Source organism: Saccharopolyspora sp. NPDC000359 (genome assembly GCF_040300525.1).
Lineage (GTDB): Bacteria > Actinomycetota > Actinomycetes > Mycobacteriales > Pseudonocardiaceae > Saccharopolyspora.
Genome location: NZ_JBEPDU010000023.1, coordinates 15,946 through 40,945, shown reverse-complemented (window position 1 = coordinate 40,945; position 25,000 = coordinate 15,946). Strand labels below are relative to the sequence as shown.

The 25,000-nt window shown below is 71.1% G+C and carries 24 protein-coding genes; 9 read left to right on the top strand and 15 right to left on the bottom strand.

Features of this window, described 5'->3' with window-relative positions:
- Window positions 1-305: 305 nt before the first annotated feature.
- The 4 genes from ABT324_RS16705 to ABT324_RS16690 form a co-directional block, all read right to left on the bottom strand.
- Window positions 306-1,637, bottom strand: a complete 1,332-nt coding sequence (locus tag ABT324_RS16705; RefSeq protein WP_351177543.1) for an amidohydrolase family protein — start codon at window positions 1,635-1,637, stop codon at window positions 306-308.
- Between the two features lie 253 nt (window positions 1,638-1,890).
- Window positions 1,891-3,528 (bottom strand): ABC-F family ATP-binding cassette domain-containing protein, encoded by a 1,638-nt coding sequence (locus ABT324_RS16700; RefSeq protein ID WP_351177540.1) that lies wholly within the window; start codon window positions 3,526-3,528, stop codon window positions 1,891-1,893.
- A 248-nt stretch (window positions 3,529-3,776) separates the two neighbouring features.
- On the bottom strand, window positions 3,777-4,436 hold the full coding sequence (locus ABT324_RS16695; RefSeq protein ID WP_351177537.1) for a response regulator: 660 nt from the start codon (window positions 4,434-4,436) through the stop codon (window positions 3,777-3,779).
- Complete coding sequence (locus ABT324_RS16690) at window positions 4,433-6,268, bottom strand: sensor histidine kinase (RefSeq protein WP_351177534.1); 1,836 nt, start codon at window positions 6,266-6,268, stop codon at window positions 4,433-4,435. The genes ABT324_RS16695 and ABT324_RS16690 overlap by 4 nt, the downstream gene beginning before the upstream one ends.
- A 206-nt stretch (window positions 6,269-6,474) precedes the next feature.
- On the opposite strand from ABT324_RS16690, the gene ABT324_RS16685 reads away from it, so the two are divergent.
- Together ABT324_RS16685 and ABT324_RS16680 are read left to right on the top strand one after the other, a co-directional pair.
- Window positions 6,475-7,182 carry an ABC transporter ATP-binding protein gene (locus tag ABT324_RS16685; RefSeq protein WP_351177531.1) on the top strand — a complete coding sequence of 236 codons (708 nt, stop codon included), beginning with the start codon at window positions 6,475-6,477 and terminating at the stop codon, window positions 7,180-7,182.
- Window positions 7,179-9,398 (top strand): FtsX-like permease family protein, encoded by a 2,220-nt coding sequence (locus ABT324_RS16680; protein ID WP_351177528.1) that lies wholly within the window; start codon window positions 7,179-7,181, stop codon window positions 9,396-9,398. Before ABT324_RS16685 ends, ABT324_RS16680 begins: the two co-directional genes overlap by 4 nt.
- Window positions 9,399-9,590: 192 nt before the next feature.
- On the opposite strand, the gene ABT324_RS16675 is transcribed toward ABT324_RS16680, so the two are convergent.
- On the bottom strand, window positions 9,591-9,758 hold the full coding sequence (locus ABT324_RS16675) for a hypothetical protein (RefSeq protein WP_351177525.1): 168 nt from the start codon (window positions 9,756-9,758) through the stop codon (window positions 9,591-9,593).
- Entirely contained in the window at window positions 9,755-10,993 is a 1,239-nt protein-coding gene (locus ABT324_RS16670) for a nitric oxide synthase oxygenase (protein ID WP_351177522.1), read from the bottom strand. The genes ABT324_RS16675 and ABT324_RS16670 overlap by 4 nt, the downstream gene beginning before the upstream one ends.
- A gap of 152 nt (window positions 10,994-11,145) precedes the next feature.
- On the opposite strand from ABT324_RS16670, the gene ABT324_RS16665 reads away from it, so the two are divergent.
- Window positions 11,146-11,619, top strand: coding sequence for a nuclear transport factor 2 family protein (locus tag ABT324_RS16665; protein ID WP_351177519.1), 474 nt, complete (start codon window positions 11,146-11,148; stop codon window positions 11,617-11,619).
- 48 nt (window positions 11,620-11,667) lie between these two features.
- Here the strand turns inward: ABT324_RS16665 and trmB are convergent, their stop codons facing one another.
- Window positions 11,668-12,312, bottom strand: a complete 645-nt coding sequence (gene trmB, locus ABT324_RS16660; protein ID WP_351177701.1) for a tRNA (guanosine(46)-N7)-methyltransferase TrmB — start codon at window positions 12,310-12,312, stop codon at window positions 11,668-11,670.
- Window positions 12,313-12,433: 121 nt separating this feature from the next.
- Window positions 12,434-12,994 (bottom strand): hypothetical protein, encoded by a 561-nt coding sequence (locus ABT324_RS16655; protein ID WP_351177517.1) that lies wholly within the window; start codon window positions 12,992-12,994, stop codon window positions 12,434-12,436.
- A 202-nt stretch (window positions 12,995-13,196) separates the two neighbouring features.
- On the opposite strand from ABT324_RS16655, the gene ABT324_RS16650 reads away from it, so the two are divergent.
- Window positions 13,197-13,664, top strand: coding sequence for a universal stress protein (locus ABT324_RS16650; RefSeq protein ID WP_351177514.1), 468 nt, complete (start codon window positions 13,197-13,199; stop codon window positions 13,662-13,664).
- A 347-nt stretch (window positions 13,665-14,011) separates the two neighbouring features.
- Here the strand turns inward: ABT324_RS16650 and ABT324_RS16645 are convergent, their stop codons facing one another.
- From ABT324_RS16645 to ABT324_RS16625, 5 genes are all read right to left on the bottom strand, one after another.
- Window positions 14,012-14,728: a hypothetical protein gene (locus ABT324_RS16645; protein WP_351177511.1), complete on the bottom strand. Its 717-nt coding sequence runs from the start codon at window positions 14,726-14,728 to the stop codon at window positions 14,012-14,014.
- Window positions 14,725-15,666: an ABC transporter ATP-binding protein gene (locus tag ABT324_RS16640; RefSeq protein ID WP_351177508.1), complete on the bottom strand. Its 942-nt coding sequence runs from the start codon at window positions 15,664-15,666 to the stop codon at window positions 14,725-14,727. Before ABT324_RS16640 ends, ABT324_RS16645 begins: the two co-directional genes overlap by 4 nt.
- Before the next feature lie 153 nt (window positions 15,667-15,819).
- Entirely contained in the window at window positions 15,820-16,620 is an 801-nt protein-coding gene (locus ABT324_RS16635; RefSeq protein WP_351177505.1) for an HAD family hydrolase, read from the bottom strand.
- Window positions 16,621-16,697: 77 nt separating this feature from the next.
- Window positions 16,698-17,354: a response regulator gene (locus ABT324_RS16630; protein ID WP_351177502.1), complete on the bottom strand. Its 657-nt coding sequence runs from the start codon at window positions 17,352-17,354 to the stop codon at window positions 16,698-16,700.
- Between the two features lie 203 nt (window positions 17,355-17,557).
- Window positions 17,558-18,739, bottom strand: coding sequence for a sensor histidine kinase (locus ABT324_RS16625; RefSeq protein ID WP_351177499.1), 1,182 nt, complete (start codon window positions 18,737-18,739; stop codon window positions 17,558-17,560).
- A gap of 159 nt (window positions 18,740-18,898) precedes the next feature.
- On the opposite strand from ABT324_RS16625, the gene ABT324_RS16620 reads away from it, so the two are divergent.
- From ABT324_RS16620 to ABT324_RS16610, 3 genes are all read left to right on the top strand, one after another.
- Window positions 18,899-20,434 carry a dynamin family protein gene (locus ABT324_RS16620; RefSeq protein WP_351177496.1) on the top strand — a complete coding sequence of 512 codons (1,536 nt, stop codon included), beginning with the start codon at window positions 18,899-18,901 and terminating at the stop codon, window positions 20,432-20,434.
- The gene (locus tag ABT324_RS16615) at window positions 20,434-20,871 is read left to right on the top strand and encodes a nucleotide exchange factor GrpE (RefSeq protein ID WP_502949747.1); all 438 of its coding nucleotides are present in this window, start codon (window positions 20,434-20,436) and stop codon (window positions 20,869-20,871) included. Before ABT324_RS16620 ends, ABT324_RS16615 begins: the two co-directional genes overlap by 1 nt.
- A gap of 93 nt (window positions 20,872-20,964) precedes the next feature.
- A complete protein-coding gene (locus tag ABT324_RS16610) occupies window positions 20,965-22,815 on the top strand; it encodes a dynamin family protein (protein ID WP_351177490.1) in 1,851 nt (616 codons plus the stop codon).
- A 56-nt stretch (window positions 22,816-22,871) separates the two neighbouring features.
- Here the strand turns inward: ABT324_RS16610 and ABT324_RS16605 are convergent, their stop codons facing one another.
- Window positions 22,872-23,114, bottom strand: a complete 243-nt coding sequence (locus ABT324_RS16605) for a DUF397 domain-containing protein (protein WP_351177487.1) — start codon at window positions 23,112-23,114, stop codon at window positions 22,872-22,874.
- An 8-nt stretch (window positions 23,115-23,122) separates the two neighbouring features.
- Window positions 23,123-23,959: a helix-turn-helix domain-containing protein gene (locus tag ABT324_RS16600; RefSeq protein ID WP_351177485.1), complete on the bottom strand. Its 837-nt coding sequence runs from the start codon at window positions 23,957-23,959 to the stop codon at window positions 23,123-23,125.
- A 100-nt stretch (window positions 23,960-24,059) separates the two neighbouring features.
- Between ABT324_RS16600 and ABT324_RS16595 the strand changes: the two genes are divergently transcribed.
- Complete coding sequence (locus ABT324_RS16595; RefSeq protein WP_351177482.1) at window positions 24,060-24,284, top strand: hypothetical protein; 225 nt, start codon at window positions 24,060-24,062, stop codon at window positions 24,282-24,284.
- Between the two features lie 193 nt (window positions 24,285-24,477).
- Window positions 24,478-24,696, top strand: coding sequence for a hypothetical protein (locus tag ABT324_RS16590; RefSeq protein WP_351177479.1), 219 nt, complete (start codon window positions 24,478-24,480; stop codon window positions 24,694-24,696).
- Window positions 24,697-25,000: the final 304 nt, after the last annotated feature.

The following is a 25,000-nucleotide window of genomic DNA, read 5'->3' as shown; positions in this document are numbered from 1 at the left end:
CGGCCCGCCCCAGCTGCAGAGCCCAGCGGTTCGGCCCCGGCACGGCCCCAATCGCACAGCCCCGCACCAGCTACCGGGCCTCGCGGCCCAGCCCCGATACAGCTCACCCACACGGCCCGCCCCAGCTGCAGAGCCCAGCGGTTCGGCCCCGGCACGGCCCCAATCGCACAGCCCCGCACCAGCTACCGGGCCTCGCGGCCCAGCCCCGGAGCAGCTCATCCGCAAGGCCCTACCCAGCTGCCGAGTCCCGTGGCGAGCCAGGTGGGGCACCCCACGCCCGCCCCAGCGCGGCTCGTCCCCGTTGCTCAGCCCCGGACGTGCTGTGCTGCGGTGCGGGCGGCTGCCTGCACCGCTCGGCGGTCCACCTTCGTGGGTTCCCGGTCGCGCAACACCGGTTCACCGGCGACCCAGGCGTCCCGGACGCACCGCGAGCCCGCGGCCCACACCACGTTCGCCAGGACCTGGTCGTCCGGCACGTCCAGCCCGGTGGCGAACGCCGGGTCGTCCACGCTGAGGTGCACGATGTCAGCCCACCGGCCCGGCTCCAGCGCACCGATGTCGTCCCGGTTCAGCGCCTCGGCCCCACCCCGGGTCGCGGCGAGCAGCGCCGCGCGAGCGCTCAGCGCGGTCGCGTCACCAGTCAGGGTGCGCGCGAATAGTCCTGCCAACTGCACCTCCTCCCACAGATTCAGGTCATCGTTGCTGGACGGCCCGTCGGTGCCCAGGCCGACCGGGACACCAGCGGCCAGCAGGTCGACCAGCCGAGCCGTCCCCGAAGCGAGCTTCGCGTTGGAACCGGGGCAGTGCGCCACCCCGACCCCGCGACGTGCGAACAATGCGATGTCCTCATTGGACAGGTGCACGCCGTGCGCGGCGAGCACCCGGCCGTCGAGCACACCGAGCTTCTCCAGCAGTGCGGGCACCGAACCGAACTCCTGCCGCTGCTCGACGTCCTCGGCGAGGGTCTCCGCCACGTGCGTGTGCACCAGCGCCCCACGCTGCTGCGCCTGCTCACCGATCGCCTGCAGTGCTTCCGGCGGCAGCGTGTACGCCGAGTGCGGCCCGTAGGCGAGCTCGACCCGCTCGCCCGGCCCGAACCGCAGCCCGTCGGCGTCGATCCACCGGCTGATGCCGTCGACCATGCCCTGCCAGCCGCCGAGCTCCCCCAGCTCGGGGGTGGCGATCACCGCCGAGGCGAACACGACGCGCGACCCGACCGCGAGGGTCGCGCCGACCACGGACTCCCCGACGAAGTACATCTCGGCGCTGGTCGTCACCCCCGCCCGCAGCATCTCGACGCACCCGAGCTCCATCCCGGCCCGGATGTCCGACGGCCGCAGCCTCGCCTCCGCGGGCCAGATCACCTCGCGCAGCCACCGCAGCAGCGGGAGATCACCCCCCATCCCCCGGAGCAGCGTCATGGGGCTGTGCGCGTGCGCGTTGATCAGACCCGGCAGCAGGATTCCGCTGCATTCCCGGACGTCCGCGTCGTTCGGCCGCTCCGGCGCACCGGTGCGCGGGCCGCAGTAGGCGATGCGGCCGGTGTCGTCCACATCCACCACGGCATCCCGGATGACCGAGCATCGTGGGTCGCAGGGCAGGACCATCGGCGCGTGCAGGCGTAGTGCGATCGGCATGGCCGCATTCTGCCGGACGGCTACGCGCCGCCTAAGCCGCTCATGAGCTGCATCATGATCACCCCCGCCAACGCCGCGATTCCGGTCAGCACTGCCACGAGAACGGTGTCCTGGGTTCGCTTCGTCATGACTCCAGAGTGGCGGGATACGCGCCGCGCGACCTCAGCTCATCGGCCAGCTGCCCTCGCCCGATCGGCCATTGCCGCCGCAGTCCCGACCAACCAACCGGCCGACCCCGGCAGGGTGACGACGGTCATGCCCCGTCGGGCGCCCCGGTTTCGACCAGCCGACCGCCGTCCAACTGCAACCAGCGCCCCACCCCGATCTCCGCGAGGAACCGCTCGTCGTGGCTGACCACCACGAACGCGCCCTCGTAGGCGTTCAGCGCGCTGACCAGCTGGCCCACGCTCACCAGGTCCAGGTTGTTGGTCGGCTCGTCGAGCAGCAGGAGCTGCGGTGCCGGTTCCGCGCTCAGGACGCAGGCCAACGTCGCACGCAACCGCTCGCCACCCGACAGCGCGCCCACCGGCAGGTGGACGCGAGGACCGCGGAACAGGAACCGGGCGAGCAGGTGCATCCGCCGGGACTCCGGCAGCTCCGGCGCGAACTGCGCCAGGCCCTCCAGCACCGTGCGGTCGAGGTCCAGCAGGTCGAGCCGCTGGGAGAGGTAGGCGATCCGGCCGCCGGTCCGCTTGACCCGGCCGCGCTCCGGCTCCAAGCGGCCCTCCAGCAGGCGCAGCAGGGTCGACTTCCCAGCCCCGTTCGGGCCGGTCAGCGCGATCCGCTCCGGCCCCCTGACGGACAGGTCGACGCCGGTCCCGGCGAAGAGCTCCCGTCCGCCGCGGCTGATCTGTAGCCCCTCGCCGAGGAACACCTCGCGCCCAGCCGGAACGCGGGTGCCCGGCAGGTCAAGCGCGATCTTCTGCTCGTCCCGCAGCGTGCGGCTCGCCTCGTCGAGGCGGGTCCTGGCCTCGTCGACCCGGCTGGCGTGCACCTCGTCCGCCTTGCCCGCGGTCTCCTGCGCACGCCGCTTCAACCCGCCCGCGACGATCTTCGGCAGCCCGGCGCTGCCGATGTTGCGGGCCGCGTTGCTGGCCCGCCGCGCCGCCCGCTCGCGGGCCTGCTGCATCTCCCGCTTCTCCCGCTTGAGGTCCTGCTCGGCGTTGCGGACGTTCTTCTCCGCGACCTCCCGCTCAGCGCGCACCGCCGCCTCGTACGCGGTGAAGTTCCCGCCGTGGAAGCGGATCCCGCCGCTGCTGAGCTCGGCGATGCGATCCACCCGGTCGAGCAACGACCGGTCGTGGCTGACCAGCAGCACGCAGCCGTTGAACTCCTCGAGCACCTCGGCGAGCTTGCGCCGCGCCCCGCGGTCGAGGTTGTTGGTCGGTTCGTCCAGCAGCAGCACGTCTGGCCGCTTGAGCAGCTGCGCGGCGAGGCCGAGCGACACCACCTGGCCACCGCTGAGCGTGTCCAACCGCCGGTCCAGCTCGACGTCGGCAAGGCCGAGCCGGTCCAGCTGGACCCGCGTGCGCTCCTCGATGTCCCAGTCGTTGCCGATGGTCGTGAAGTGCGCCTCGTCGACATCGCCGGACTCGACCGCGTGCAGCGCGTCGAGCACCTCGGACACTTCGAGGACCTCGGCGGCGGTCCGGTCACCGACGAGCGGCAAGTCCTGCGGCAGGTAGCCGAGAACGCCCCGCGCGGACGCGGTCCCGCGGCTGGGCTGGTGCTCGCCGGCGATGAGCTTGAGCAGGGTGGACTTGCCCGCCCCGTTGGGCGCGACGAGGCCGGTCCGGCCGCCGCCCACCGTGAACGACAGGTCCTCGAACACCGGGGTGTCGTCCGGCCAGGAGAAGGAGAGGTTCGAGCAGGTGATGAACGCTTCGGACATGTGAGGGTCCTCGGGGGTGCTGCGGGCGCGTTGGAGCCAGCCCGCGGGGGACAGGATCAGTGGCACGACGAGACAGCCACCGCAGCGCGCTGTGCGCCCGCGCGTGGCCGATCACTGCCGGGATCACCCGGAGATGTCGTCGTCCCCCACGCCTGCCACTACCACTCCTCATTCAGCGGTCACTCGCAGCCCGGGAGCCTAACAGCTGCCACCCCGGGGCGCGGACTCGTTTTCCGGCCGACCGGCGCTCATTCACCGTCCATCAAGCCACTGCGCCAGGCCCACGCCGCCGTCTCCACCCGGTTGCGGGCCTTGATCTTGCTCTGCGCGGAGGCGAGGTGGGTCTTCACCGTGGACAGCGACATGAACAGCTCCTGGCCGATCTCGCCGTTGGTCATGCCCCGCGCGGTCGCCCGGACCACGTCCAGCTCGCGCTCGGTGAGGTCCACCTCCGGCTGCGCCTGACGCCGCGCCTGCGGCTGCGGCTGGGCGAAGTGCTTGAGCAGCCGCACCGTGATCTGCGGGGAGACCAGCGCATCCCCGCGCTGGGCGGCGCGGATGGCCTCCAGCAGCAGCGTCGGACCGGCGTCCTTGAGCAGGAAGCCGCTCGCGCCGTTGCGAAGGGCGCGATCGACGTACTCGTCCAGGTCGAAGGTGGTCACGACCACGACCTTGACCGGCTCGGCCACGTCGGGACCGGCCAGCTGCTTGGTCGCCTCCAACCCGTCGATGCCCGGCATCCGGATGTCCATCAGGCACACGTCCGGCCGCTTCTCCCGCGCCACCCGCACCGCGTCCACCCCGTTGGCGACATCGGCCACCACCTCGATGTCGTCCTGGGACTCCAGGATCATTCGGAACCCGGCGCGCACCAGCTCCTGGTCGTCGGCGATCAGCACCCGGATCATCGCTGCCCCTCTTCTCCGCTCTGCTCCTCCAGCGGCAGCACGGCCTCGACCCGCCAACCGACGTGCTCGCCCGGTCCGGCGTGGAATCTGCCGCCGAGCAACTCGATCCGCTCCCGCATTCCGACCAGACCGTATCCCCCCGAACCACCGACCGGTTGGCCGCGCACCCCGGAGCCGTCGTCGGTGACCATCGCGTACAGGTTCGAGTGGTCGGCCCACACCTTGACCTGGACCAAGCTCGCGTCCAGCGCGTGCTTCTCCGAGTTCGTCAGGGATTCCTGCACCACGCGCAGCGCGGAGCGCGCCACCTCCTGCGGGATCTGGCGGTCCACCAGGTCGGCCTGCAGGTCCACCCGCGGCGGGCGGGTGTGCTCGGTGCGGCGGCGCTGGGCGGACTCCACCAGCGCCCGCAGGTCGGCCTCGAGGTTGGTGGTGGCCTGCTCCGTGGCGGCCGACGCCCCGGCCGGTTCGGTGCTGCGCATGCTCGCCACCAGCCGCCGCATCGCGGTCAGCGCCTCGGTGCCGCTCTCCGAGATCCGGGCGAGCGCGTCGGTCGCCGCCTTGGGGTTCTGCTCCGCCACCATCTGCGCCGCCTGCGCCTGCACCACGATTCCCGTGACGTGGTGCGCCACCACGTCGTGCAGCTCGCGCGCCAACGCCATCCGCTCGGCCTGCTGCGCGCTCTCCACCGCGGAGCTGACCGACCGGGCACGCTCCTCGTCCCTGGCCCGGAAGTACATCCCGGTGCTGACCGAGATCACCAGCAGCAGCCCGCCCATGAACACCGCGGGCAGCGTGTGCTGCGAGGTGCTGTAGTTGAAGAAGGTGCTCGCGCCGTGGTGCGCCGGCATCATGAACACGGTGAACAGGGTCACCACGACCAGCGTGCCGGTGGCCTTGATCGCCCGCCGCGTCTCCGCGTGGCGGACCACGTAGGCCACCAGCAGCATGCCCGCTCCGGTGGCCACCAGGGACACCGGCCCCAGCAGGTTGTCGCTGCTGCCGGACATCCGCAGCACCCGCATCACCAGGACGCTCAGCACCAATGTCGCCGCGCCGAGGTAGGCGGACTCGAGCGGCCGCAGCGGGGCGAACGCGGCGAGCACCGCCATGACCAGACCGCTGACCAGCACCACCAGGTTCGACGCGAGGCTCAGCTCGCCGTTCTTGCTGAACTCCAGGAACAGCAGGATGCTCAGCGCGGCCACCACCGGCCACTGGCTGCGCATCAGCTGCTTGATCGGCGAGCCCTGGAGGCGCCGCTGGCCGGGCAGGTCGCCGCGCAGGTAGAGGCCCGTGCCGATGGCCAGCAGCAGCTGCAGGAAGCCGAAGGCCAGCGTCCCGGTCAGGTCACCACCGGAGTACCTCGTCGCCCACAGCCGGAGCCCGATCGAGGACAGGCAGGCCATGACCAGCACCGCGGTGAGCGGGATGGCCCTGCGCAGCGGGCTGGACCTGAACGCGTAGAGCACCAGCAGCAGACCCGCCGCGTTCTCCGTCGGCAGGACCTCGTCCAGGAGCGAGTGGACGTGCTCCCTGGTCAGCACGACCACCCCGGTGTTGGCGACCAGGACCACCACCGCGAGCAGTCCACATCGGACTGGGTACCGCCGGCCGAGGACGGCCAGCAGCACCAGCGCGGTGATGCCCCCGACCAGCAGCATGTGGGGCGGCGACCCGCTCCCGACGTTCAACGCCAGGGCGTAGGTGTCAGCGACCCAGGCCATGCTGAGCAGCGCCGCGAACACCCACTGGTCGCGCAGCAGGCTGCCGAACCGGCGCCACCAGGGGGCGTCCGGTCCTGGTCCGGTGGACGTCGCGAAACTGCTCACGCTGAAACGGTAGACGGTGCGCTGATCGCGCACCTTGGCCGATCGGCCCGAACTCCCTGGCCGATCGGCCGACCTCCGCAGCACGATCAGCGGCCCGCAGGCCGATCCGGAAAACTCCTCCCACCGACCACTCTTGATCGCAACGCGGCGGCCCGCCCCTGGCGCGGCCAACCGCCCGAGCAGTGCACACGATCAGGAGGAAAGACATGTCGGCTCCCATCGCCGCGCAGCGGCCCGGAGATCCGTTCCTGGTGGGGCGGGGGCTGGTGAAGCACTACGGCTCGCACCCCGCGCTGGCCGGGGTGGACATCTCGCTCCGCGCCGGTGAGGTGGTGTCGATCGTGGGGCCGTCCGGGTCCGGCAAGACCACGCTGCTGCACGTGCTGGCCGGCATCCTCCGCCCGGACGGCGGGGAGGTCATGCTCGACGGGCACCGCGTCGACCAGCTCGGCGAGGCCAAGCGCAGCGAGCTGCGGCGGCACGAGTTCGGGTTCGTGTTCCAGCAGGGCATGCTGGTCGGCGAGCTGACCGCGGCGGAGAACACGGCGCTGCCGCTACTGCTGGCCGGGGCCAACCGCAAGCAGGCCATGGCCGGTGCGCGGGACTGGTTGGTGCGGCTCGGCCTCCGCGGGATGGAGGACCGGCTGCCCGGTGAGCTCTCCGGCGGTCAGGCGCAGCGGGTCGCGATCGCGCGAGCGCTGGCCCACCAGCCGAAGGTGATCTTCGCGGACGAGCCGACCGGTGCGCTGGACACCCGCACCGGTGAGGAGACCACGCAGGCGCTCTTCGACGCCGCAGCCGCCACCAACGCCGCGGTGGTGATCGTGACGCACGACCGCGAGCTGGCGGCCAAGACGCAGCGCGTGGTCGAGATCCGCGACGGACTGGTCGCCGGCGGGGTGGTGGCGGCATGAACCCAGTGCAGTTGGCGCTGCGGGTGCTGCGCGTGGACAAGCGCAGCCGCCTGTCCGCCGTGCTCACCGCAGCGGGGGTCGCGGTGGCCACCGCGCTGATCCTGTTCCTGGCGACGCTGCCGAACGCGACGGACGCCCGGCTGGAGCGGTCGAAGTGGCAGCAGGGCGCGGCGGAGCCGGATGGCGTGACCATGGTCACCCGCGACTTCTTCCAGAACGAGACCGTCATGCGGTTGGACGTCACCGGTGCCGCCAGCCCGGCGGCTCCCGGCCCGAGCTTCCCCGGCGCCGGGGAGGTGCTGCTGTCGCCGCGGTTGGCGGAACTGGCCGCGCAGAACCCGCGCCAGGACCTCGCCGACCGGTTCCCGGGCGAGGTGGTCGGCACCATCGACGAGCAGCACCTGAAGTTCCCCGAGCAGCTGGTCGCCGTCGTCGGGCACCCACCGGGGGCGCTGGACCCGGAGGAGGCGCTGTACTCCGGTTTCGCGGCCGACACCAGCGACTTCCTGCTGGAGTTCATGGCCGGGGTCGGCATCGTGCTGCTGGCCATCCCCAGCATGGTGCTGGTCGCCTCGGCGGCCCGCCTGACCGCGGCGCGCCGCCAACGCCGCCTGGCCGCGCTGCGGTTGGCCGGTGCGACCCCGGGCCAGGTGGTCGGGGTGGTCACCGCCGAGACCGCGGTCGCCGCCGTGGTGGGCACCGTTGCCGGGCTGCTGCTGAGCTGGCCGCTGCGCCACCTCGGCGTGGTGGTCCCGTGGGGCGGCGGAACCTGGCTGCTCAGCGACTTCACCCCGTCCCCGGCCACGGTCGCGCTGGTCGGGCTGCTCATCCCGACGATGGTCGTGGTGGCCGCGGTGCTGGGGTTGCGGCGGGTGGTCCGCGCTCCACTCGGCGCGGCGATGAACCACGCGCGGAAGCGGCCGAAGGCCTGGCGCCTCGTGTCGCTGGTGGCCGTGGCCGCGTTCTTCCTGCTCGGGCTGTACACGGCGCAGGAGACCGGTGGTCTCGGCGTCCTGCTCGCCGCGCTGGCCGCGGTGCTGCTGTCGGCGTCCATCGTCGGCCCGTGGGTGACCGGCGTGCTCGGTTCGCTGTTCACCTCGACGTGGCGCAAGCCCTCGGTGCTGCTGGCCGGGAGGCGGCTGCGCAGCGACCCGAAGGCGGCCTACCGCTCGGTGTCGGGCATCGTCCTCGCGGTGTTCGTCGGCTCGATGGCGCTGACCCTGCTGCCGAGCTTCGAGAGGTTCGCCGGTGGCGGCCGCTCGTTCAAGGATTCGGTGCTCTACACCGACGTCCACACGGTGAGCGCGCCGGAGAAGGAGCAGCGCATCAAGGACGAGCTGGCGCGCAGCGGTGCTGCGGCGACGGTGGTGCGCACCGAGAAGGTCCGTGTCGGGGGCAGCGACGGCTCCTACACGACTGGTCTGGTCATGAGTTGCGAGGACGCAGCGGCTGTCACCCGGTTCGCCGTCGGTGCCTGCGCCGGACCACCCGCGGTCCGCGCGGACGCCGCCCAGGGGTTGTCCAATACCACCCTGAAGGTCGCGTCGGTGCCACCGGCGGAGGCCCCGACAGCGGAGTACCAGGAGGTCACGCTGCCGGCGGGGGTCCCGGTGCGCCCGCTGGGCAGCCAGGACGAGGAGCTCTTCCGCTCGGTGCTGGTCGATCCGGCACTGGTGCCCGCGTTCACCGAGCACGGGTCGAGCACCCTGGCGGTCAACCCGGTTGACGAGGCCGACCGGGAGAAGGTGCGCACAGCACTTGCCAAGGCGTTGCCCGGGGAGAGCTTCCAGAGCCGTGAGCTGCGGCTCCACGACCAGCAGACGATGCTCGGCGACCTCAAGCGGATCACCGCGATCGGGCTCGCGCTGACCTCGCTGCTGGCCGGGGCCAGCGCCGCGATCACGGCGGCGTCGTCCGTGGTCGACCGGCGGCGGACCTTCAGCGCGCTGATCGCGGCGGGCACCCCGGTCCGGATGCTCGGGCGGGCGCTGCGGGCCGAGGCCGCGCTGCCCGCGCTGGTCGCGACCATCGGGGCCGGTGCAGGCGGGATCGCGGTCGCGGCCGGGATCTTCACCCTGTTCGGGGCGATGCCGATCGTGCTCACCTGGTGGCTGCTCGCACCGGTGGTGATCGGGCTCGTCATCGCGCTGATCGCGGCCTCCAGCAGCGGTCCGGTGTTGCGCCGGATCGGGGCGGAGCGCATCAGCGACGAGTAGACCATCCGGCAGGTCGGTGCGCGGGCACGGTCGGGAACGGCCGTGCCCGCGCACGTGCCTCGGCGGCCAGCCGATCGGCCGGTTCGCCACCGCGTGGGACTGGCCGATCGGCCACCCGTCCCGACCACCTGACCGATCCGTCGGCCCCCTGGCCGGAGGGACGCTTGTGGTGTCAACGCAGAAGGGGCGCGGTCAGCGAGCGCCAGGAGCCAGGAAGGTCGGGGTCGACATGGTCACCACCATCTTTTCCGCCATCGGAGCCGTCCTCGCAGTGGCCGTGCTGCTGCTCATGTCGATCAGCTCGGTCCTGCCGGACCTGCTGGAGCGCTTCGCGCGCCGCAGCTCGGACGAGGTGGTCACCCGCCGGACGGATCGGTCCCGAGGCAACGCCGGTTCAGCCGGGACAGTTCGTCGTAGCGCGGCCGCTTCGGTGCGGGGGGCGGGGGGCCACTCGGTGCTCCCAGCCGGGCACGCCGGGTCGCTTCCTTGGTGACGCTGAACATTGGCCCGGAAGCGCTGGTGCGCGGTCCGGAGCGCAACCAGGACAGCCGGTGCAAGGCCTCGCTGTGGTGGTCGGTGATGGTGACCCGCGCGGAGTCGAAGGAGTACAGCACCGCCCGGTTGATCTCGACGATCGCCCGGTCCCGCCACAGCGTTCGTTCGGTCGAGGTGTCCATGCCCAGCCGTTCGGCGACGTGCCGGGTGATGCCGAAGGCGTTCTCGTCGGCCAGGCCGCGGGTGCCGATCTCGGTGCCCACGAACCAGGTGTTGAACGGCGCGGCCGGGTACCGGATTCCGCCGATGTCCAGCTGCATGTTGCTGATCAGCGGAACGGTGTGCCACCGCAGTCCCAGCTCCACGAACCACGGGTGCTCCGGGTGTTCCAGCGGAACTTCCTGCACCACGTCGCGGGGCAGGGTGACCAGCTTGGGGCCCTCGTGGGCGGTTTCCACCACCAGCGGCAGGTGGTCGAAGCGACCGCGCTGGCTCGGCGGCTTCCAGCCCATCCGCTGGACCGCCGCGGTGAAGCCGGTGTAGCGGGCGTCGCCGAGCACCCTGCCACCGGGCACCACGTATCCCGCGTAGCGCACCACCTGCTCATTCCAGATGCGCGGGCCGGGGCTGCCCGGGGCGTCCGGGGCGAAGACGGTGATCATCGGCTGAATCCGCCCGGCGTTGGTGGCCAACCGCAGGTGTTCGAAGCACTCACTGGCGATGGCCGAGGCGTTGCGCAGTCCGCGCAGGTCGCGGACCTCCAGGCGGCGCCACGGAACTCCGCTGGTGCACCAGCCGCTGTCGCGGAGCGCGACCCGCGCGCCGTAGGCGAGTTCGGGCCCGGTGTGCCGGTAAGTGCCGGTCTCGGCGATCGAGCGGCGCACTTCGGCCAGCCGTTCGGCCAGTGACCCGGCCTTCGGGTGGGCGTCGTGGAAGGCGCGCAGGAACTCCTCGGCAGCCGAGACGTCCGTGGTCGAGTCCACCCGGACGAGCGCACTCGATGCGCTGCCGCCGGACTCGCCGACCTCGCGCGCACCGTCGAGGACCGGCTCGGGCGGGCGCTGCTGGATCGGGATCACTTCATCACGGGTAACCGTCACGGGCCGGAAACGTAGTCGCCATCGGTGCTTACTCGTCACTCCAGCGGCACTCTTCTTTCCGGTGAACTTCCGGGACACGATCGCAGCTTGGACCACTGGACGTAAACGGTTTCGACCGATCGGCACCAAACTTGATCGCTCAATCAAGCGAAATGCTAGCTGTTGATCTTCGCATCCGGCAGCCCGGCGGCACGGACCGCGGCCCCGATCACGAGGACGCGGCCGAGGCCGAGTACCTGGCGGCGGGCGGACCTGGCCAGACCGACTTCGCGCTGCTCGCCGACCACTTCTCGCCGGACGCCGTGCTGCACCAGGCCGAAGCACTGCCCTACGGCGGGACCTGGCGCGGCCACGCGGGGACGGAGCGCTTCTTCATCGCGATGAGCCGGACCTGGGAAATGTTCGAGTTCGTCGAGCAGGAGTTCGTCGCCGCCGACGACCGGACCGCCGTGGTGCTCACCCAGGAGCAAGCGCGCTCCCGCGCCACCGGCCGCGAGCTGGCGTTCCCGATCCTGCAGACCGTCACCGTCCAGGAGGGACGGATCACCGAGGTCCGCCCGTTCTACTGGGGCACCGCAGCGATCGCCGAGGCCTGCGCGCCAGGAGCGGTCCCGCACCGGAGCTGATGGACCCGGCGCACCGAGGGCTGCCGGGGACCGGGCCCGAGCAGCGGCTCAGACCCGTTCGAAGATCAGGTCGCGGATCTCCCGGCCTTCCTCGTGCGCGCGGTTCTCGAATTTCGTGACCGGCCGCCACTCCGGCCGCGGCGCCCACCCGCCGGGCTCGTCGGCGTAGCGGTTGCGCAGCTGCGACTCGCCGGAGCAGACCTCCATCATCTGCTCGGCGTAGTTCTCCCAGTCCGTGGCCAGGTGCAGCACCGCGCCCGGCTTGAGCCGGGAGGCGATCAGCGCCACCGACCCGGCCTGGACCAGCCGCCGCTTGTGGTGCCGCTTCTTCGGCCACGGGTCGGGGAAGTAGATGCGGACCTCGTCCAGCGAGTCCGGTTGCAGGTGGTCGCGCAGCAGCACGATCGCGTCACCGCGCAGCAGCCGGAGGTTGCTGACCTCGAGCTTCTCCGCGCGCAGCATGAGTTGGGCCAGGCCGGGCTTGTAGACCTCGACCGCCAGGTAGTTGACGTCCGGCTGGGCGGCGACCAGCTGCGCGGTCGTCTCGCCCATGCCGGAGCCGATCTCCAGCACGACCGGCGCCGTGCGGCCGAACCAGGACGCCAGGTCCAGCGGCCCTTCCGGCAGCGCGGTCACCTCGGACCCGAGCTCGGCCCAGTGGCGGTCCCAGGCTCGCTGCTGGCCCACCGTCATCCGCTCGCCCCGCTGGACGTAGCTCACGACAGTACGACGGAAGGGAACCTGCTGGTCAGACGCGTTCACGGGGAGCCAGTATGGCAAACCGGCCGCCCGCGACGAGCAGCGCGGTACCGCCTCACCAGGATTCGATCTGCGGCAGCATCGCGACCAGCCCGGCGACGCCCTTGACCGGGATCGCGACGGGCTCGGCGTCGCGGTGCGCGGGCACCACGTTCAGCCAGCCGTTGTGCTCGTCGGTGAGCGCCACGGTGGTCGGCATCTGCATCGGCGCCCGGTCCGAGGGCGCGTACTCCCAGTACCCGGCCTCACCCGTTCCGGCCCAGGGCACGAACACCCAGCCGGGGCGGGACCGCAGGGCCGCGTGTACCTCGTCCTCGATCTCGAACGCAGCCTCGCGCGAGGGCAGTTCGCCGCGGTCCAGGGCCCGCAGCCACCACGGCGCGGGCAGTCGGCGCTGTGCGCCGTGCAGCTTGCGGAACAGTTCGAGCACCTGCTGCTCCGGTGCGGTGTGGATCCAGCTGCGACGCATCGACGCGGGCTTGGCCGCTTCGAGCGCTGGTGGGTGCGCTTCCGTCGCCAGTGACCACTCCAAGCGGGGGACCGGTTCCAGCTGGACATCGTCCGCCGACCGTCCCGGCCCCGTCTGGACGACCAAACCTTCCTGCGGTTGCACCATTGGCCCACCCCTCTGCTGTTGAGAAAGTTGCGAGCCGCCAACTCGCCCTCGACCAGCTATGCCCCCAAGCGACGCTGGTTCGGGACATCCCTACTCAATGCATTACCACAACGGATGCGATCAATGACAACATGTAGTCAATTGTGTCCGAATTCACACGTTTCAGGCGGTCGCTCCGCCCCGAGACCGATGGAGTGGCGAGATGGCTGATCAGGTGATCCAGCGGGTGGAGATCAACGGCGGAGTCGTCGTCGGCGTGGACAGCTCCGCGTCGTCGGTGCGGGCGCTCGCGGTGGCCGCCGAGGAGGCGAAGCGACGCCACACCGTGCTGCACGTGGTGCGCGCGTGGAGCTTGCGGACCGCTCCGCGACCGGCGGACTGCCCGCCGAACGCGGTCCCGAGCATGGAGGCGTTCCAGCAGGAGGTGCGGGCGGACACCGAGCGGATCGTGGCCCGCAAGCTCGGCGACCACGAGGGCCTGCCGGTGGAGTTTCACATCGTGCACTCGCCGTCGCCGCAGGCGCTGCTGTCCGCGTCGAAGGGCGCGGACCTGCTGGTGGTGGGCCACCGCGGGCGCGGCGGGTTCGCCGGGCTGATGCTCGGTTCCGTCGCCGAGCAGTGCGTCCGGCACGCGGCGTGCCCGGTGCTGGTGGTCCGGCCGAACGTCTAGGTGCTGACCGCGGAAAGCACAGGGCCCGGGCCATCCCCCGAATGACAGCCCGGGCCCTCCCCCGTCCCGACCGCCGGCGCCCCCGAGCGCTGCTGCAGTCGGTCGATTTCACTTGTGCCAGCCGGCCACGCCACCGCCAGCCCCGCACGATGTCCACTGAGGACACTCCGTGCCGCGGCGATCTCGCGGTCGAGCGGGCGACGGCTGCGGCTCGATCTTGCCGTCGATCCTATCGGTTGACGTGATCAGACTCTCCGCCGGGCTGGGTAACGTTTTGCTATCCGCCGCCCAACTGGGCATTTCCAGAGTTGATCATGGCGGGTTCCGGCAAGATCGATCCGCGCTGGTCAGGCGTCCCGGCGCCGCACCACGACCAGGGAGACCACCCAGACCGCGAGCACGACCGCCGCGAAGTAGCCCAGCGATCCCCACGGCCCGAGCGGCATCTGCAGCGCCCCGTCGGTCAGGAAGTTGCTGGCGTGGTTGAACGGCATCCACTGCTGGATGGTCTCGCCGATCTCCGGGATCAGGCCGACCAGGCTCTCCACGAGCAACGACCAGATCAGCAGCAGCGTCACCGCACCGGCGGTCTGCCGCAGCAGCGCGCCCACCGCGACCGCCAGCACCGCGCCGAGCGCGAACACCAGTCCGACGCCCGCGACGATCCGCCAGTCGTCCGCGGTGCGCAGCGCCAAGTCCGCTTCGGACGCCAGCACCGTCGACACGCCCCACGAACCGAACCCGGCGATCTCACCAAGCACGAACGCCACCAGCGCGACGAGCGCCGTCTTGGCGACCATCGCCGCGGTGCGGTTCGGCACCGCGAGGAAGGTCGCGCGGACGGTGCCGAAGCGGTACTCCGTGGTGATCGACAACGCCGCCAGCACCAGCACCACCATCAGGCCGAACTGGTAGCCGACCTGGGTCATCGACACCGACATGGTGTCCAGCTGGGAGGCGAACAGGCCCGCGAACCCGATGGACAGCGCCAGCGCGAGGGCCGAGCACCACCACGCCGAGCGGGTCGAGAACAGCTTGATCCGTTCCACGGCGAGCAGGGTCATCGGGCCACCCCCGGAGCGGTCGGCGCGGGCACGCCGAGATTCGTCTGGTATTCCACGGCTTCGCTGGTCAGCTGCATGAAGGCGTCCTCGAGGGAACCGCGCTGCGCGGTCAGCTCGTGCAGCACGATCTGGTGCTGCGCGGCGAGTTCGCCGATCTGCTCGGTCACCGCGCCGTCGACCACCAACGTGTCGTTGGCGGTGGCGCGGGCGCTCAGGCCCTGCGAGGCGATCAGCTGCTGCAGGTCGGACGCGCGCGGTGAGCGCACGAGCACGCCCTGCGTGCCAGCGTTGTCCACGAACTGCTGGGTGCTGCACTGCGCGATCAGCTCGCCACGGCCGATCACCACGAGTTCCTCGGCGGTCAGCGACATCTCGGACAGCAGGTGGCTGGAGACGAGGACGGTGCGGCCTTCCGCGGCAAGGGCCTGCATGAACCGGCGGATCCAGTGGATGCCCTCCGGGTCCAGGCCGTTCACCGGCTCGTCGAACAGCAGGATCCCGGGGTCGCCGAGCAGCGCGCCCGCGATCCCGAGCCGCTGCGACATGCCGAGCGAGAAGCCCCCGGCGCGGCGGTTCGCGGCCTCGGCCAGGCCGACCTGGCCGAGCACCTCGTCGACCCGGCGCAGCGGAATCCCGTTGGACTTGGCCAGCCACTTCAGGTGGTTGCGCGCCGAGCGGTTCGGGTGCACCCACTTCGCGTCGAGCAGCGCCCCCACGGTGCGCAGCGGGTGCTTCAGGTCCTGGTAGCGCTTCCCGTCGATGCGGACCTCACCCGAGGTCGGGCGGTCCAGGCCGAGAATCATGCGCATCGTGGTGGACTTCCCGGCGCCGTTGGGCCCCAGGAAGCCGGTGACCTGGCCGGGCTTGACGGTGAACGTCAGGTTGTTCACCGCGACCTTCGGGCCGTAGCGCTTGGTGAGGCCGATCGCCTCGATCATGATCACTCCTGTTGCCGAGGACAACGCTGGCGGCCCGATCCGGGCCACGACAGCAACGATGCCTGCTCAGCGGGTACACGGGCATCGGACCGGTGTCGCCACCTCGGATCAGACCCAGGTCGTAGGCGCCCCGGACCAGAGGATGACCTCAGCTCAGCGGAACCAGCGGCCCAGCGCCTTGGCCAGACCGTCCTCGGCGACCGGCAGGGCCACCTCGTCGGCGGCGGCGTGGACGGCCGCCGGGCCCTGGCCCATCGCGACGCCGTGCGCGGCCCACCGCAGCATCTCGACGTCGTTGTCCCCGTCACCCGCGGCGAAGGTGTCCGAGCTGAGCACGCCCAGTTCGGCGCGCAGCTTCTCGAGCGCCGAGCCCTTGGTGACCCCTTCGGGTGTCACGGTCACCCAGGGTTCGTAGTGGTCCAGGGTGTAGGTGCAGGACGGCAGCTCGACACCGGCCAGGCGCACGGCGAGCTCATCGGGCTGGTGGCCGGGCCAGCTGGCGATCAGGCGGGGCACCGGGGCGGCGGCCAGCTCGTCCACTGTGGCCGGTCGCTGCGCGCCCTCCAGCTGGTGCGGCGGGAACTCGGCGGTCACCCGGTTGCCGGTGCCGAGGTCCTCGGCGGCGAAGACCACGCCCGGCAGCCGGTCCACCAGCTCGGCCAGCACCGGGGCCGGGTGGAAGGTCTCCACCGACACCGCCTCCCGGCTGGCCACGTCCAGCAGCACCGCACCGTTCGAGCACAGGGCGAAACCGCTGGTCAGCTCGAGTTCGTCGAGGACGGGCGAGACGCCGAGCACGGTCCGGCCGGTCGAGACGACGACCCGGCTGCCGTCGGCGAGCACGCGGTGCACCGCGGCCTTGACGGAGGCCGAGATCCGCCCGGTGTCCGGGTCCAGGAGGGTTCCGTCGACGTCGAGGGCGATGAGTCGGGGTTTCCACGCGGCGTCGGTCACCCAGGCAGGCTAGGCCCTCGCCGACACCCGGCGCGAGCTGCTGTTTCCGTTTGGTGAGTACCTTCACAACACCGGGGTCACGCCTCGCCGGGCTTGACCAGTCCGGTCTCGTAGGCGAGCACCACCGCCTGCACCCGGTCGCGGAGGTCCAGTTTGGACAGGATGCGGCCGAGGTGGGTCTTCACGGTGGCCTCAGACAGGAACAGCTTGCCCGCGATCTCGGTGTTCGACAGGCCCTTCGCGACCAGCACCAGCACCTCGCGCTCCCGGTCGGTCAGCGCGTCGAGCACCGAGGCGTCGCGCAGCTCGCCGCCGCCCTCGCCGAGGAACCGGTCCAGCAACCGCTTGGTGACGCTCGGCGACACCACGGCGTCACCGCTGGCCACCGAGCGCACCGCGCTGACCAGGTTCTCCGGCGGGGTGTCCTTGAGCAGGAACCCGCTGGCCCCGCTGCGCAGTGCCGACAGGGCGTACTCGTCCAGGTCGAAGGTGGTCATCACCAGCACCTTCGCCGCGTCGGCGGCGACGATCCGGCGGGTGGCTTCGACGCCGTCGAGCACCGGCATCCGGACGTCCATCAGGACCACGTCCGGGCGGAGCTCCTCGGCGAGCTCGACGGCGTGCTCGCCGTTGCCCGCCTCGCCGACGACCTCCAGGTCCTCCTGCGCGTCGAGCACCATCCGGAACCCCATGCGCATGAGCTCCTGGTCGTCCACCAGCAAAACCCGAGTCATGCCCCAGACCGTAGCTGTGCCGGTCCTGCCCAGCGGCCGGGGTCACGCCGTTCCACCTCCGCCCGCGCACCCGCAGTTTCAATTGAAACTGCGATCCCGCCCCCTGGAGATCCGCAGTTTCAATTGAAACTGCGCCCTCCGGCGGGTCGGGCCGGGCGCGCCGGGGGTGGGGGCGAGTCGTCCGGGTTCGTGCGATTTCGCGGTCAGTCGTGGGTGGGGGGCGCCAGGGGGAGGACGGCGTGGACCCGCCAGCCGCCCTCCGGGCGGGGGCCCGCATCCAGGGTTCCGCCGTAGACCACCGCCCTCTCGCGCATGCCGATCAGGCCGTTGCCGCCCGAGGCCAGGTACCTGGGCAGCGAGGCCGTGGTGGTGCTCAGCACCTCCAGCTCGATGCGGGAGCCGTCGTTGACCGCGCGGACCTCGGCCTTCGCGCCGGTCCCGCCGTGCTTGACCACGTTGGTCAGCGACTCCTGCACGATGCGGTACACGCTGAGGCCGATCCCCGCGGGCAGGCCGGTGAAGTCGCCGGTCAGCTCCAACCAGGTGGTGACGCCGAGGCTGCGCACCCGATCGACCAGGTCGTGCAGGTTGGCCGCGGTGGGTTGCGGGATCCGGTCCGGCTCCTGCTCGTCCGGGTTGCGCAGCACGCCGAGCAGTCCGCGCAGCTCGTTGAGCGCTTCGCGACCGGTGCCGCTGATCGTGCGCATGGCCTGCTCGGCGAGCTCGGGCTTCTGGCGCAGGGCGTAGCTGGCACCGTCGGCCTGCGTCACCATCACGCTCACCGAGTGCGCCAGGACGTCGTGGATCTCGCGGGCGATGCGGTTGCGTTCCTCGGCGACGGCGATGCGGGCCTGCTGGTCGCGCTCGAACTCCAGGTCCCGCACCCGCTTCTCCACCTCGGCGAGGTAGGCGCGGCGGGCGCCGACGAACTCGCCCAGCACCCAGCAGAAACCGCCCAGCATGATGCAGAACACCAGCTGGACGACCAGCAGCTGCACCACGTCGTCGGCCGGTTCCAGCCCGGTGAACAGGTCGATCAGGAACAGCGCGCCGACGAGCACCGTGTACAGCGCCGCGATGCGCCGGTTCGTGTAGGCGACCAGGGTGTAGATCATCATGCACGGCACCAGGGTCGCTACCGCCGAGCCCTCGTCGGTGACCGCCGTCATCGCCAGCCCGAGCAGCACGACGTAGGCCGACCGGATCGGCCAGGTGCGCCGGACGGCGACCGGTGCGGCTAGCAGCAGGCCCGCCGGGATGGCCAGCCACGACGGCGCGCTCTCCCGGCCGTCCGACTCGGCCACCAGGGACAGCAGCAGGAAGGCGGCGACCACGCCGTCGCCCACCACTGGATGCGCCCGCAGCCACAGGCTCAGTTTCCGCACGGGCCCGAGCCTAGAACGGCGCGACCTGCGGTGACGTCATGCCAGCGGCTCGATCCGCATCCACCTGCAGTCGTAGATGCGACCTCGTCGGGGGGTCGCTGCGTGGCAGGATGGAGCGGCGCAGAGCGCGCAGTTGGCATCGGCATCGAGAGGTCCGCGTTGAGCACGGCATCCGAGCAGCACTGGCCCGGCCCGCTGTCCGCTGCGGTGGCCCGGTTGTGCACCGGGCTGCAGCCGCAGGTCTGCGAGCAGACCGCGGCGGGGTTCGCGGAGGTGCTGCGCCGGTTGTCCGCGCCACTGCAGGTGGCCGTCGCGGGGCGCATCAAGTCCGGCAAGTCGACGCTGGTCAACGCGCTGATCGGGCGCCGGGTGGCGCCGACCGACGTGGGTGAGTGCACCCGGCTGGTGACCCGCTTCCAGTACGGCACGGTGGACCGCGTCGAGGTGGTCTTCCGCGACGGCAGCAAGCAGGCGGTGCCCTTCGACGCCGACGGCGGCATCCCCGCCGACCTGGGCGTGGACATCGACGAGGTCTCGCACCTGGAGGCCTACCTGACCAACGCGGTTTTGCGCGACCTGACGGTGATCGACACCCCCGGGCTCGGTTCGCTGGACGCCGCGTCGGTGGCGCGCACCGAGGAGCTGCTGGGCGCGGGCAAGGACGAGGACGGCGAGCTGGACCCGGTGTCGCGCAACGCCGTCGCCGGGGCCGAAGCCGTGCTGTACGTGGTCACCCAGGGCGTCCGCGCGGACGACGAGCACGCGCTGGCGTCGTTCACCGCCGCCACGGCCAGCCGCGAGGCCGGGCCGGTCAACGCGATCGCGGTGCTCAACAAGGCCGACACCATCGAGGCCAGCACCGTGGACGGTGCGGGCGAGGACGTGTGGAAGGCCGCGACGCTGCTCGCCGAGAAGCAGGCGGACCTGCTCAAGCCCAAGGTCGCCGACGTGCTGCCGGTGATCGGCCTGCTCGCCGAGACCGCGGAGTCCGGCGGGTTCACCGCCGCCGACGCCGAAGCCCTGCGCGAGCTGGCCAAGCTCGACGAGGCGACCCGCGAGACGCTGCTGATGTCGGCGGACCTGTTCACCAGTTGGGAGTGTGACGTCCCGGCCGGGATCCGCAGCCGCCTGCTGGAGCGGATGGACCTCTACGGGATCCGCTGTGCGCTGCGGGCCATCGACGCGGACCCGGAGATCACCGCGGGCGCGCTGCGCCGCAGGCTGCTGGACTCCTCCGGGCTGGCCGCGGTGCTGCAGCGGCTGGACACCGTGTTCCGCGCCCGCGCCGACGGGATCAAGGCCGCGGCCGGGCTGGCGTCGGTGACCGCGCTCTCGCAGGCCTCCGGCGATCCGGACGAGCGGCAGCGGGTGCACGACGCGATCGAGGTGCTGCTGGCCAAGCCGGAAGCCCACCAGCTGCGCGTGCTGGAGGCGTTGACGCTGGTCGCGGCGGGGGCGGTGACGATGCCGCCGGACCTGGCCGAAGAGGTGATGCGGGTCGGCAGCAGCACCGACCCGGCCGAGCAGCTGGGGCTGCCCGGGCGCCACCGCGAGGAGCTGGTCGACCACGCCCTGGAGCGGGCGAACTGGTGGCGCTCGTTCTCGTCCTTCGGCGCCACCCCGGCGCAGGGCCGCATCGCGCACGTGGTGCACCGGGCGTACTTCTTGCTCTGGCAGCAGCTCCGGGCGGGGTGATCGCGGTGTGGACCTGGCGGCGGAAGAATTCACCGGAAAGTGGAACCGGCGAGGTCACCGACGCGTCCGACACCGACGAGGGCACTTCGGACGTGGAGTTGGGGACAGACATGACCGCCGTGACCGCAGATCCGCTCGGCCAGGCGCTGGCCGAACGCGCGAGGCTCATCCAGCTCTGCATGTACGCCCTGGACCGGGCCCGCAGCACGGGCGTGGTGGAGCGGCTGGCCGAAGGCCTGAGCGGCATCGGCGTGTACCCGCTGCGCCCCGACGGCAACCGCTTCGACCCAGCGCTGCACGAGGCGGGCGGCACCCTGCCCACCGATGACCCGGCGCTGGACGGCGTGATCGCGGAGACCGAGGTCCTCGGCTTCGCCGACCGCGACCGCGTGCTGCGGCCGCCGATCGTCACCGTCTACCAGCTGCGCAAGCAGTAGCCCACCGTTTCGCCGAAGTGGTTTCGGCGCTCGGCCCGGGTCGGGGAGAATCCCCAGGTCCGACCGGATCTCGGGGAAAGGAGCTGGGCGCGGATGACGGCACCCGGCGTTGCGGTGGCTGCGGCCCTCCCGCAGCAGGTCAAGCAGACCAGGGACAAGCTCATCGGGCTGCTCCGGGAAATCACTCCGGAGGGCGCCGAGTGGGTCGAGCAGGTCCGCCGCCGCCGTCCCGCAGCGCCCAGCGTGGTCGTGGTCGGCGAGACCAACCGCGGCAAGAGCTCGCTGGTCAACGCGATGCTGGCGCACCCGGGCCTGTCCCCGGTGGACGCCGACGTGGCCACCGCCACCTACCTGCAGTTCGAGCACGGCGAGCAGTGGGCGGCGCACGCCTGCTACCCGGGCCAGCAGGACCCGGTGGCGTTCGACCTGGCGGAGCTGCCGAACTGGACCAGCGCGGGCCGCGACCTGCCGGACGGGCAGCTGCCGCCGCGCTACGTGCGGATCACCGCGCCGCTGGACGCCCTGGCCAAGGTCTCGGTGGTGGACACGCCGGGCGTCGGCGGGCTGGAGGAGGTGCACGGCGAGCTGGCGATGGAGGCCGCCGCCTCGGCGACGGCGCTGCTGTTCGTCGTCGACGCCTCGGCCCCGTTCACCCGCGGTGAACTGGAGTTCCTGCAGAAGGCCGGGGAGCGGGTGGAGACCGTGGTCTTCGCGCTGGCCAAGACCGACCAGTACCGCGGCTGGCGGCAGGTCCTGGAGGAGGACCGCAGGCTGCTGGCCGAGCACGCCCCGCGCTTCGCCGAGGTGCCGATCTTCCCGGTGTCGGCCCGGTTGCAGGAGATGGCCGGGAAGGCCCCGAACGAGCAGGCCGCGAAGATGCTGCGGGAGAAGTCCGGCATCGCGGAGCTGCGCGGCGAGCTGGAGCGGCTGATCGGCGGCCGGTCCAAGATGCTGGGCGAGGCCAACACGATGCGCGCGCTGTCCACTGTGCTCGGTGAGCAGGTGGTGGGGCTGGAGGCGGAGAAGCGCGCACTGACCGTCGGTGAGGACGAGGCGGAGTCGCTGCGCGCCCGCCGCGACGAGCTGACCGCGTCCCGCCGCTCGTCGACCCGCGGCTGGCAGGTCAAGCTGCGCGGCGAGGTCCAGCGCACCCGCGTGGAGACCAGCCACGAGGTGACCCGCCAGGTCCGCGAGGTGCAGAACTGGTTCCGCCGCGCCATCGACGGCGCCGACCGCCAGCAGCTCGCCGAACTGCCCCGCCAGGTGGACATCGCGCTGCAGATGGCGTCCACCCGGGTGGCCGCGGCGCTGTCCGCCCGGTTGGCCGGGGTCGCCGAGCAGTCGTTGAAGGAGCTGTTCTCGGCGGAGGAGCTGGACGTGATCCGCTCCCAGTTCGCCCGCGGCGCGCAGGCCCCGATCGCGCTGCGCCCACCGGACAAGCGCCCGCCGACGGCCGAGGACAAGCTGCTGGTGTTCATGGGCGTCTCCGGCGGTCTCGGCGTGGGGCGCGCGGCGGCGATGCCGCTGGCCGGACTGGGGATCGCGGCGCTGAACCCGGTGGTGCTGCCGGTGACGATCGTGCTCGGCCTCGGCGCGGGCTGGTGGATGGCCCGGACCCGCAAGCACGCGGCGGACAAGCAGCACATGAAGCAGTGGTTGACCGAGGCGATCGCCGACGCCCGCTCCGCCCTGGACCAGCTGGTCGCCGAGCAGCTCATCGAAGCCGAGCAGCAGCTCTCGCTGGCCCTGGACGACGCCCTGAGCAGGCGGATCGAAGCGATCGAGGCAGAGCTCCGCGAGGTGGACAAGGCGCTGAAGATGGACGCCGCGGAGCGCAGCCGCCAGCTCCAGACGGTCAACCGCCGCCTCGCGGAAGCCACCACCGGCCGCGAACGCGCGGAATCCCTGCTGGCCAACATCCGCAACCTGCGGGACACGGCCTGACCAGCTCGTGAGCGGCGATGGTGGCTAGAACAACCATCGCCGCTCACGAGTACGTGTCAGGACCTCGACGCGCCGAACCGGTCGGAGCGGATGGCGGACAGGAACGCCCGCCACTGCCGCTGGTCCAGGGCTAACAGCCCACCATCCCGGTCCTTGGTGTCCCGCACCCCAACCTCATCAGCCCCAAGCCCAACCTCGACGCAGTTGCTGTTCGGTCCGCTGTAACTGGACTTGCGCCAGCCCACTTCGACGCAGTTGCTGCTCGGTCCGCTGTAGCTGGATTTCCGCCAAACTTCCATCAGGATCATCACTTCCGCAAGTAGTCAGTGATCAGCTTGATGCTCTCGGCCTCTGTCAGAGCACGGTCGCTCAAGTCGTCGAAGACCCCGCTCAGTCCGGAGGCTAGCTCGCGGTCGTGGCTCAGGTGACCACCAACAGCGTGCTCTTGGTAGACCGCTGGCTCCCAGGTACCAGGCGGGAAATCAAGCAGGACGAAAGCGCCGGTCATGGATCTGTGCAAGCCCGCGCTGAACGGGAGCACCCTGATCGAGATGTTGGTGCGCTCTGCCATCTCGATCAGGCGTGAGAACTGATCAGCCGCGATCTCCACCTGGCTCGCGCATCGCGCAAGAGCCGCCTCCGAGATCACGCAGGCGTACTCGACTACCGGTTCGACCGTCAGCCTCTCCTGCCGCTTCAGCCGCAACGCGACCTGGAGTTCGAGATCCTCTGGCGCGGTCACGTGGTTGCCCAGCCGGTGAACCTCGCGAATGTACTCGCTGGTCTGCAACAAACCGGGCATGATCTCGGTTTCGAAAGTTCGGATGCGAACCGCGTCCGACTCCAGCCCGACGTACTCCTGGAACCAGCTCTGCAGGCGGTAGGTCGACCACCAGCCACGCTTGCGGGCGGCTTGTCTGGTCTCCTCCAAATCCGCGCGCCTGTCCTCCACCACCCCGTAGTGGTCCAGCAGGACCGTCAGCTCGGCTTTCGACGGCACTGTCCGTCCGTTCTCCATGTGCCGGATCTTGGCCACAGAACAGCCCAGCAAGTTCGCGATCTCCTCAGCCGGGAGACCGTGGGCATTCCGCATCTTCCGGAGCTCGGCGCCCAGTGTCTTGCGCCGCATCGTCGGACTGGACATATCCGAAGCCTAATCACGTCACTTGATCACTCAACTGTGCGATACCAAATCTGATCGCTAAAAAGTAGCTTAGATTTAACCGATCAAGAAGGAGGACGGGATGCTCGAAGCGGCTGGGGTGGATTGGTTCTGGCGGCCGGTGGGGGTCGGGCGGCACGCGTTCGGTGTCGTCGCGAAGCGAGCTGAACCGCACGACCCCGTCACGTCGTTCTGCGGCGTGGAGGTGGAGGCGTGGCAGGTGCAGCGGCTCCCGCCGGAGTCGGAGTGGATCCGCGAGAACACCTGCATGGACTGCTGGCGGCGGATCAGCTCCCGGTGGTCGTGAGTGCGTAACAGTGTTCCAGCCCTGTTTCGCACTCACGACCCCCTCGTGAGCGGCAACGGTGGTTCCCACGACCATCCCCGCTCACGACCCTGCGCAACCACCTCGTGAGTGGCGACGGTTGTTCTTGCCACCGTTTGCACTCACGAGTCCTGACCTGCACGAACGCGACTTTCGGTGAACAAGGGAGATGAGGGTGTTCTGGCTTCAGGTTTCGACGCTGGTGCTCGTCAACGTGCTGATCGCGAGCATGCTGCTCATCCGCCCGGCGCGGGCGGCGCACAGCGGTGCTGGCGAGGGCTCGCTCAACGTCTGGCAGTTGATCGAGCAGGTGGAGGCGGAGCGACAACGGCAGGCCGTCTCGACCGGGCGGCACCACCTCGCGCCGGAAACCTTCGCCCGCCTCCAGATCTGACCCCGGCGGACCTCACCGCACTGACCTGACACCTGCCCGCAGCGGAGCGCGAGACCCCGCGATCTCGCGACACCGAACCGACACCTGCCCACCGCGAAGCGCCAGCCCCTGCGATCCAGCTGCTCAGAGCTGACGCCTTCCGCAGCGAAACCCGGCCCCCGCGATCCCGCTGCACCATCCCGCCCCACAGCGAAAACCAGACCCCCCGATCCCGCTGCACCATCCCGCCCCACAGCGAAAACCAGACCCCCCGATCCCGCTGCACCATCCCGATCCACAGCGAGAACCAGACCCCGCGATCACT

Excerpts from the sequence above, each read along its gene's own strand:
- ABT324_RS16705 (WP_351177543.1), bottom strand. The coding sequence starts at position 1,637 with ATGCCGATCGCACTACGCCTGCACGCGCCGATGGTCCTGCCCTGCGAC.
- ABT324_RS16700 (WP_351177540.1), bottom strand. The coding sequence starts at position 3,528 with ATGTCCGAAGCGTTCATCACCTGCTCGAACCTCTCCTTCTCCTGGCCG.
- ABT324_RS16695 (WP_351177537.1), bottom strand. The coding sequence starts at position 4,436 with ATGATCCGGGTGCTGATCGCCGACGACCAGGAGCTGGTGCGCGCCGGG.
- ABT324_RS16685 (WP_351177531.1), top strand. The coding sequence starts at position 6,475 with ATGTCGGCTCCCATCGCCGCGCAGCGGCCCGGAGATCCGTTCCTGGTG.
- ABT324_RS16680 (WP_351177528.1), top strand. The coding sequence starts at position 7,179 with ATGAACCCAGTGCAGTTGGCGCTGCGGGTGCTGCGCGTGGACAAGCGC.
- ABT324_RS16665 (WP_351177519.1), top strand. The coding sequence starts at position 11,146 with ATGCTAGCTGTTGATCTTCGCATCCGGCAGCCCGGCGGCACGGACCGC.
- trmB (WP_351177701.1), bottom strand. The coding sequence starts at position 12,312 with ATGACGGTGGGCCAGCAGCGAGCCTGGGACCGCCACTGGGCCGAGCTC.
- ABT324_RS16655 (WP_351177517.1), bottom strand. The coding sequence starts at position 12,994 with ATGGTGCAACCGCAGGAAGGTTTGGTCGTCCAGACGGGGCCGGGACGG.
- ABT324_RS16650 (WP_351177514.1), top strand. The coding sequence starts at position 13,197 with ATGGCTGATCAGGTGATCCAGCGGGTGGAGATCAACGGCGGAGTCGTC.
- ABT324_RS16645 (WP_351177511.1), bottom strand. The coding sequence starts at position 14,728 with ATGACCCTGCTCGCCGTGGAACGGATCAAGCTGTTCTCGACCCGCTCG.
- ABT324_RS16640 (WP_351177508.1), bottom strand. The coding sequence starts at position 15,666 with ATGATCGAGGCGATCGGCCTCACCAAGCGCTACGGCCCGAAGGTCGCG.
- ABT324_RS16630 (WP_351177502.1), bottom strand. The coding sequence starts at position 17,354 with ATGACTCGGGTTTTGCTGGTGGACGACCAGGAGCTCATGCGCATGGGG.
- ABT324_RS16610 (WP_351177490.1), top strand. The coding sequence starts at position 20,965 with ATGACGGCACCCGGCGTTGCGGTGGCTGCGGCCCTCCCGCAGCAGGTC.
- ABT324_RS16605 (WP_351177487.1), bottom strand. The coding sequence starts at position 23,114 with ATGGAAGTTTGGCGGAAATCCAGCTACAGCGGACCGAGCAGCAACTGC.
- ABT324_RS16600 (WP_351177485.1), bottom strand. The coding sequence starts at position 23,959 with ATGTCCAGTCCGACGATGCGGCGCAAGACACTGGGCGCCGAGCTCCGG.
- ABT324_RS16595 (WP_351177482.1), top strand. The coding sequence starts at position 24,060 with ATGCTCGAAGCGGCTGGGGTGGATTGGTTCTGGCGGCCGGTGGGGGTC.